The sequence below is a fragment of the Klenkia sp. PcliD-1-E genome, assembly GCF_024124375.1.
Classification (GTDB): domain Bacteria; phylum Actinomycetota; class Actinomycetes; order Mycobacteriales; family Geodermatophilaceae; genus Klenkia.
In genome coordinates, this window is record NZ_JAMXRZ010000173.1 from 1 (window position 1) to 6,302 (window position 6,302).

7 protein-coding genes are annotated in these 6,302 nt (G+C 74.8%); 1 reads left to right on the plus strand and 6 read right to left on the minus strand.

All coding sequences use genetic code 11. The features are described from left to right. Nucleotides 1-69: 69 nt before the first annotated feature. The 6 genes from NH342_RS21390 to NH342_RS21415 form a co-directional block, all read right to left on the minus strand. A complete protein-coding gene (locus NH342_RS21390) occupies nucleotides 70-1,191 on the minus strand; it encodes an NAD(P)/FAD-dependent oxidoreductase (protein ID WP_253018130.1) in 1,122 nt (373 codons plus the stop codon). Between the two features lie 10 nt (nucleotides 1,192-1,201). Next, nucleotides 1,202-1,786: a TIGR00730 family Rossman fold protein gene (locus NH342_RS21395; RefSeq protein WP_253018132.1), complete on the minus strand. Its 585-nt coding sequence runs from the start codon at nucleotides 1,784-1,786 to the stop codon at nucleotides 1,202-1,204. A gap of 125 nt (nucleotides 1,787-1,911) precedes the next feature. Continuing rightward, complete coding sequence (locus tag NH342_RS21400; RefSeq protein WP_253018134.1) at nucleotides 1,912-2,379, minus strand: MaoC family dehydratase; 468 nt, start codon at nucleotides 2,377-2,379, stop codon at nucleotides 1,912-1,914. Beyond that, nucleotides 2,376-3,920, minus strand: a complete 1,545-nt coding sequence (locus NH342_RS21405; RefSeq protein ID WP_253018136.1) for a long-chain fatty acid--CoA ligase — start codon at nucleotides 3,918-3,920, stop codon at nucleotides 2,376-2,378. The genes NH342_RS21400 and NH342_RS21405 overlap by 4 nt, the downstream gene beginning before the upstream one ends. Continuing rightward, nucleotides 3,917-4,780 (minus strand): amidohydrolase family protein, encoded by an 864-nt coding sequence (locus tag NH342_RS21410; protein ID WP_305884974.1) that lies wholly within the window; start codon nucleotides 4,778-4,780, stop codon nucleotides 3,917-3,919. The genes NH342_RS21405 and NH342_RS21410 overlap by 4 nt, the downstream gene beginning before the upstream one ends. Nucleotides 4,781-4,793: 13 nt before the next feature. Then, nucleotides 4,794-5,690, minus strand: a complete 897-nt coding sequence (locus NH342_RS21415; RefSeq protein ID WP_253018140.1) for an SDR family NAD(P)-dependent oxidoreductase — start codon at nucleotides 5,688-5,690, stop codon at nucleotides 4,794-4,796. Between the two features lie 77 nt (nucleotides 5,691-5,767). On the opposite strand from NH342_RS21415, the gene NH342_RS21420 reads away from it, so the two are divergent. Then, a complete protein-coding gene (locus NH342_RS21420) occupies nucleotides 5,768-6,196 on the plus strand; it encodes a MarR family winged helix-turn-helix transcriptional regulator (RefSeq protein WP_305884973.1) in 429 nt (142 codons plus the stop codon). The last annotated feature ends 106 nt before the right edge of the window (nucleotides 6,197-6,302 follow it).

Genomic DNA, 6,302 nt, shown 5'->3' on the forward strand with positions numbered 1-6,302 from the left:
CCCGGCCCGCCCGCCCGGCTGCCTCCCGGGCGCTGAGCACCGCGGCGTCCGGCGCCGGGCGCCACGCGGTCAGGGACGCCGGGTCCGCGGACGCAGCGACCTGACCGCGCCGAGCAGGGTGCGGCCGGTCAGCCGGCCGTCGGCCAGGCCCAGCGCCACCACGTCGTCGAAGACCCGTTGGTCGGCCGCCGCCGCACCGAAGGTGGCGTCCATCAGCCACGGCCGGCTGCTCAGCCGGGACGCCGTCGCGGTGTGCCGCAGGTGGGTGCCCAGCCGGTCGGCCAGCGCGGCCCGCAGGACCGCCCCGGCACCCGGGCCGTGCGCCGCCGCGGCCCCGGCCAGCGCGCCGGAGAGCAGCGCGTAGAAGATGCCCTCCCCGGTCATCGGGTTGATCAGCGAGGCGGCGTCCCCGGCCAGCAGCACCCGGCCGTCGGGCTGCCGCGGCCGCTGGGTGGACAGCGGCAGCCGGTGCGCCCGCAGGCCCTCGGGCTCGACCCCGGGCAGCAGCCGGTGCAGGCCCTCGAGCAGCCCGGCCCGGGTCGCCCCGCCGCTGACCAGCTCGCCGTAGCCGACGTTGGCCCGCCCGTCGCCGACCGGGAACGACCACGCGTAGGCCGGCCAGCGCTGGTCGGTGGTGGTGATGACCTGGACGCCGGGGTCCCCTGCCGGTGCGTAGCCGCGGATCGCCACGGCCAGCCGGTCCGGGCGGTTCGCGCCGACCCCCAGCGCCCGCCGGACGACCGACTCGGCGCCGTCCGCCCCGACGACCACCCCCGCGGTGAGCGCGCCGTCGACGGCCACGCCGTCCGGGCCGGGGACCAGCCGGCGCACGGTGTGCCGCCGGAACTCAGCGCCCGCGGCCCGCGCGGCATCCAGCACCCGGGCGTCGAGCACGGCCCGGGGGACGACGAGCGCCGGCCGGTGCATCGTGCGCTCCAGGGTCCGGCCCGACGGCGAGGTCAGCCGCAGCCGCGGGACGGCGGGGAACCCGGCGGTGACGGCGTCCACGTCGGCGCCGAGCGCGGCCAGGACGTCGAGGGCCTCCGGGGCGACGCCGTCGCCGCAGACCTTGTCGCGGGGGAAGTCGGCGCGGTCGACCACCAGCACCGACGCGCCGTGCCGGCGGGCGGCCAGCGCGGCGGCGGCACCGGCGGGGCCGCCGCCGACCACGACGACGTCCCAGGCCTCCACCTGCGCGACGCTAGGCGCTCGCGGCCGGTCCGGCCGGGCGGGTCCACTTGCGCTGCGGGTGCCGGTAGGCGGCGACGAACTCCAGCAGGGCGTCGGCGGTGTGCACCACGCCCAGGGCGTCCAGCCGGCGGCCGTCGAGGTAGCCGTCGTCGACCATCCGGTGCAGCTGGGTCAGCAGCGGCTGCCAGAAGCCGTCGACGTCCAGCAGGAGGGTGGGCTTGGCGTGCAGGCCGAGCATGCCCCAGGTCCAGGCCTCGAAGAGCTCCTCCAGGGTGCCGGCGGCGCCGGGCAGGGCGACGAAGGCGTCGGCGAGGTCGGCCATCGCGGCCTTGCGCTCGTGCATGGTCGCCACGACGCGCAGGTCGGTGAGGCCGGGGTGGGCCAGCTCGTCGTCCACGAGGTGCTGCGGGATGACGCCCACCACCTCGCCGCCGGCGGCCAGCGCCGCGTCGGCCACGGTGCCCATCAGCCCCACGTGCCCGCCGCCGTAGACGATGCCCACCCCGGCGCGGGCCAGGGAGGAGGCGAAGGTGGCGGCGGCGTGCTGGTGGGCGGGCGGGCCGGCCTGCGACCCGGTGAAGACGGCGATGCGCATGGTCTGCAGGCTGCCACCCGGCGTGGATCAGGTCCGACGACCCCTGTGCATCCTCAGCCACCGACGTCGGTGGCTGAGGATGCACATTCCTCGTCGGACCTGATCCACGCCCGCGGGCGGGGGCGTCAGCCGGCGGGCTTGCCGTAGGCGCGGGTGACCCACTCGGCGATGCAGACCGGCTTGTCGCCGCCCTCGCGCTCGATCACCACGCCGATGGTGTTCTGCAGGCCGCCGGCGACCTCCTCGACGTCCTTCAGCGTGGTGGTGGCGCGCACGCGCGAGCCCACCGGCACCGGCGCGGGGAAGCGCACCTTGTTCAGGCCGTAGTTCACGCCCATCACCGAGTCGCTGATGGTGTAGGTGGCGGTGGCCAGCGGCACGGCCAGCGACAGGGTCATGAAGCCGTGCGCGATCGGCCCGCCGAAGGGGCTCTCGGCCTTCGCGCGCTCGACGTCGACGTGGATCCACTGGTGGTCACCGGTGGCGTCGGCGAAGGTGTTGACCGCCTCCTGGGTGATCTCGTACCAGTCGCTGGTGCCGAGCTCCGTGCCCTTGAGGCCGGGCATCTCGGCGAGGGTCGTGGTGGTGGTCATGCGTCCTCCTCGGTGAGCACGTACGCGTGCCGTAGGTCTGGCTTGCGGATCTTGCCGGTCGCGGTCTTGGGCAGCTCGGCCGCCCACCGCACCTCCTTGGGCACCTTGAACCCGGCGAGGCGTTCCCGCAGCGCGGTGCGCACGCCCTCGCCGTCGGGGTCGGTGGCCGGGTCGAACCCCGGGGCGGGCACCAGGACGGCCAGGCCCACCTCGCCCCAGTGCTCGTGCGGGACGCCGATGACGGCGGCCTCGCCCACCTGGGGCAGCTCGCGCAGCGCGGACTCCACCTCGGCCGGGTACACGTTCTCCCCGCCGGAGATGATCATGTCCTTGTACCGGTCGCGGATGGTGAGGTAGCCGTCCTCGTCGACCGAGCCCGCGTCCCCGGAGTGGTACCAGCCGTCGCGGACCGCCTCGGCCGTCGCCTCGGGCGCCTCCCAGTACCCGGCCATGATGTTCGGGCCCGAGAGCACCACCTCGCCGACCTCGTGCGGGTCGCACTCGGTGCCGTCGGGCCGGACCACCCGGACGTCGACGAAGAACTGCGGCTTGCCCGCCGACCCGACCTTGGCCACCGCGTCGGCGCTGTCCAGCACGGTGCCGGCCGGCGCGGACTCGGTCATGCCGTAGGCCTGCTGCACGGTGACCCCGCGGTCCAGCCAGGTGCGCAGCACGGGCAGCGGGAGCGGGGCGCCGGCGGCGCCGATGGTGCGCAGCGCCGACAGGTCCAGGGTGGCGAAGCCCGGCTGCTTGGCCATCGCGTCGAGCATGGTGGCGACGGCGAAGAACGACGTCACCTTCTGCTCGGCGATGACCTGCAGCGTGCCGGCCGGGTCGAAGCCGCGGACCAGGACGACGCAGCCACCGCGCAGCAGGGTGGGGTTGAGCGTGCCGTTGAGCCCGCCGATGTGGAACAGCGGCGCCAGGCCGAGGGTGCGCTCGTCGGGGGTGAAGTCGAACCCGAGCACCTGGTTGAGGCAGGCCCAGGTCATGTTGCCGTGCGTCAGCAGCGCGCCCTTGGGCCGGCCGGTGGTGCCGGAGGTGTACATGACCAGGCAGGGGTCGTCGTGCGTGACGACCTCGTCGCGGGCCACCGGCTCGGCCGCGGCGACCAGCGCCTGCCAGTCCTCGGCGCCCTCGGCCGGCTCGGCGGACAGCCACGCCCGCACCTGCGGCAGCTCGGCGCGCAGCGCCGCCGCCGTCCCCACGTGCTCGGCGCCGTGCACGACGAGCGTGGTGCCGGAGTGCTCGAGCACGTACCGCGCCTCGGCGGGGGAGAGCCGGGCGTTGACCGGCACCCACACCGCGCCCAGCTGGCCGCAGGCGTAGAGGGTGTGCAGCGCGGCGGGGTGGTTGGCGCCGAACCAGGCCACCCGGTCGCCCTTCTGGACGCCGAGCTCGTGCAGGGCGGACGCGGCCCGCCGGACGTCGAGGGCGAACTCGCCGTGCGTCGCCGTCGTCCCCTCGAACCACAGCGCCGGGCGGTGCGGGGAGATGCGCAGCCGGCGCTCCGGCCAGGAGCCGATGCCCTGGTTCCTCACCGCAGCCCCAGGGCGCGGATCGCGTTCTCCTTGAAGATCAGCGGCTTGACCTCGGGCTTGATCTCCAGGGTCTCGAAGTCGGCCATCCAGCGGTCGGGGCGGATCAGCGGGTAGTCCGAACCGAAGAGCACCTTGCGCTTGAGCAGGCCGTTGGCCGCCTTGACCAGCTGCGGCGGGAAGTACTTCGGCGACCAGCCGGACAGGTCGATGTAGACGTTGGCCTTGTGCGTGGCGATGGAGATCGCCTGGTCCTGCCACGGCACCGAGGGGTGGGCCATGATGATCGTCAGGTCGGGGAAGTCGGCCGCGACGTCGTCCAGGAGCATCGGGTCGGAGTAGCGCAGCTTGATGCCGCGCCCGCCGGGCAGGCCCGCGCCGATGCCGGTCTGCCCGGTGTGGAACAGCGCCGGGACGCCGAGGCTCTGGATCTCCTCGAACAGCGGGTAGACCGCGCGGTCGTTGGGCTCGAAGGCCTGGATCGAGGGGTGGAACTTGAACCCCCGGACGCCGTGCTCCTGCACCAGCCGGCGGGCGAGCTCGACGCCGGCCTTGCCGCGGGCGGGGTCGACCGAGCCGAACGGGATGAGCACGTCGGGGTGCTGTGCGGCGAGGTCGGCGATCTCCTCGTTGGACAGCGCCGGGTGGCCGGTGGCGTGCTCGATGTCGACGGTGAACACGACCGCGGCCATGTTCTTGGCCCGGTAGTCCGCGGCGATGTCGGGGACGGTGGGGTCGTAGGGGTCGCCCTTGAAGTACTTCGCGGCCGCGGCGTTGAGCTCGTCGTCCAGCGCCTTGTGGCCGCGGGTGTCGGCGTGCACGTGGGTGTGCACGTCGATGGCGACCAGGTTCTCCAGGTCCAGCTGCAGCGCCATGTCAGCTCTCCGGCTCGAACTGCTGGCCGACGGTCTGCTTCGAGCCCTCGAAGGCCTTCGGCCAGACGTCGGCGATGGCCTCGGCCGACCAGCCGGTGCCGTCGGCGAACTCGACGACGGTCTCGGTGGGGTGGGTCCACAGCGCCAGCCGGTCGCCGCCCACGCCGATGGCCTGGCCGGTGATGCCGGCGGCCTCGTCGGAGGCGAGGAAGGCGATCAGCCCGGCGACGTCCTGCGCCGAGCCGAAGCCCAGCTGCTTGCGGGCGTAGGGCGGCAGCGGGTCGCCGTTCTTCAGGGCGGTGACGTAGGGCTCGAGGAAGGGCACGGTCTCGGTCATCGCGGTGGCGGCGACGGGGACCACGGCGTTGACGGTGATCTGCGCGCGGGCCAGCTCCATCGCCCAGGTGCGCACCATGCCGACGATGCCGGCCTTGGCGGCGGCGTAGTTGGTCTGGCCGAAGTTGCCGACCTGGCCGGTGGGGGAGCCGATGGCGATGATCCGCCCGCCCTCGCCGCGCTCGCGCATGTGGACGGCGGCGGCGCGGGTGCAGGTGAAGGTGCCGCGCAGGTGGGTGGTGATGACCGCGTCGAACTGCTCGTCGGTCATCTTCCACAGCGTGGTGTCGCGCAGGATGCCGGCGTTGTTGACCAGGACGTCGAGCCGGCCGAACTCGCCGACCGCGCGGTCCACCAGGGCCTGGGCGGCCTCGCTGGTGCCGACCGGGACGACCTCGGCGACGGCGGTTCCCTCGATGCTGTCGACGGCGGCCTGCGCGACGTCGGCGTCCACGTCGTTGACGACGACGGCGGCGCCGCGGCGGGCCAGTTCCTGGGCGTAGGCCAGGCCGAGGCCTCGGCCCGATCCGGTGACGACGGCGACCTTGCCGGTCAGGTCCACGGGTTCTCCTCGTGACAGGGGGGTGGTGTCGCGACCGTAGGTCGGTATCGTGGAGGTTGTCAACGATGGAGGTGCTCATGGGTCACCCGCTGACCGACGACCTGGGATTCCTGCTCTCCCGGGCCAGCGGCGCGGTGGTGCGCGCGACCAACGCCGCGCTCGCCGCGCACGGGCTGCGGGTGCGCCAGTACTCGGTGCTGGTGCTGGCCTGCGACGCCGCCGAGGGCGTCACCCAGCGCGAGCTGGCCGACGTCCTGGGGCTGGACCCCTCCCAGGTGGTGCTGCTGGTCGACGAGCTGGCCGGCCGGGGCCTGGTGGAGCGCCGTCCCTCCGAGGCCGACCGGCGCACCCGGCTGGTGGTCGCCACCGACGCCGGCCGGGCGCTGCGCGAGGTGGCGGAGAAGGACGCCACCGCCGCCGTCGAGGCCCCGCTGGGGCTGCTGGCCGACGCCGAGCGGGACCGGCTGCGCGACGTCCTCACCCGGATCTGGACCGCCACCGGCTGAGGCGTGGGCGGGTGGGGCGGCGCGGGGACCGGGGGGCGGGTCAGGCGACGCGGCCGGTGGCCCGCAGCGAGCGCTGCAGGGCGGCGCGGGCGGCGGGGGCCAGGGC